Consider the following 1,492-nt stretch of genomic DNA (forward strand, 5'->3'; position numbering starts at 1 on the left):
CAACCAGGTGCGGGGGCTGGTGAAGTTCACCGTGTTGATCTCGGTAGCCACACCACCCACCGAGTTCAGGGATCCCAGCGGCGCATGGGTCATGTACTCCACTGCACGGCGGGCTTGCCAGGGCTGAATGTCGTTTTTCAGCTTATCCAGATCCAACCCATTGGGGCCCAGCAGCGGCTCTTTCCAGGGAGCCCGCACATCCCAGAAGCGCATCGTCTCGCCGCCGAAGATGATCTCGCCCGTGGGGGAGCGCATCAGGTATTTACCCAGACCGGTGGGACCTTGGGCTTGGCCAATGTTCGCCCCCAGGCGCTGGTCGCGCACGATGAAGGTGAGGGCTTGCGCTTGCGAGGCTTCTGGGCCAGTGGGGCCGTAGAACTCGCTGGGGTAGACGGTGTTGTTGAACCAGATGTAGCAGGTGGCAATGAAGCTCATCAGCGAAACCGCCGCCAAGCTGTAGGAGAGATAGGCCTCCCCAGACCAGATAAAGGCGCGGCGAGCCCAACCAAAGGGCTTGGTGAGGATGTGCCAAATCCCACCGGCAATGCAGATAATGCCGATGTAAATGTGGCCGCCGATTACATCCTCCATGTTGTCGACGCTGATGATCCAGCCTTCCCCACCAAAAGGAGATTTAAACAGGTAGCCGAAGATCACAGCGGGGTTCAAGGTGGGGTTGGTAATTACCCGCACATCGCCACCCCCTGGAGCCCAAGTGTCATAGACACCGCCAAACCACATGGCCTTGGCCACCAATAGGAAAGCCCCCAACCCCAACAGGATCAGGTGGATCCCCAGGATGGTGGTCATCTTGTTCTTGTCTTTCCAGTCGTAGCCGAAGAAGGGGAAAGACTGCTCCAGAGTTTCTGGGCCGCGAATGGCGTGATAAATGCCCCCCAACCCCAGCACGGCGCTGGAGATCAGGTGCAGCACCCCGATGACAAAGTAGGGGTAGGTGTCAATCACCTCGCCCCCCGGGCCAACCCCCCAGCCCAGAGTGGCCACGTGGGGCATCAGGATCAGGCCCTGCTCATACATAGGCCGATCCGGCGTGAAGTGAGCCACCTCAAACAGCAGCATCGCCCCCGCCCAGAAGACGATCAGGCCAGCGTGGGCCACATGGGCGCCCAAAAGCCGACCGGAGAGATTAATCAAGCGGGCATTCCCAGCCCACCAGGCAAATCCGCCTTGGGTGCGATCTTGCACCACTGCAGAACCAAATGTTGTCGAGGTCACAGAGACCAACCTCCAATGATAGTCAGGAACAAGAGACACCAAAAAAAGTTTAGTTAACGCGAGCGCCTGCCGTTGGGCTCCCTGTCCACTGGGATCCGCGGCAGGGGATCCCTTGGGCAAGCGCTCATCCTCACAGAGCAGATCTCTAGGGATCTACCGCAGCTAAAGTCGAGCGAGCTCAGTGGGTTTAGAGCGCATTGCCGCGGGGGAGGACTTCTTCAGGGAACTCAAAGCGCTCATGGGGTTGGTCCTGCGG

General features: G+C 59.3%; 1 protein-coding gene and 1 pseudogene. Both read right to left on the bottom strand.

Translation table 11 applies throughout. The annotated features are described in order from the left end of the window. Positions 1 to 1,236 (bottom strand): photosystem II reaction center protein CP43 (gene psbC / locus NW839_RS09520; protein WP_414380601.1); only part of this gene is annotated, 1,236 nt, incomplete at its 3' end. Between the two features lie 187 nt (positions 1,237 to 1,423). Beyond that, positions 1,424 to 1,492 (bottom strand): annotated as a pseudogene (locus tag NW839_RS09525) (photosystem II protein D2); the annotation flags it as partial.

Source organism: Synechococcus sp. R5-15, from assembly GCF_047462035.1.
Lineage (GTDB): Bacteria > Cyanobacteriota > Cyanobacteriia > Thermostichales > Thermostichaceae > Thermostichus.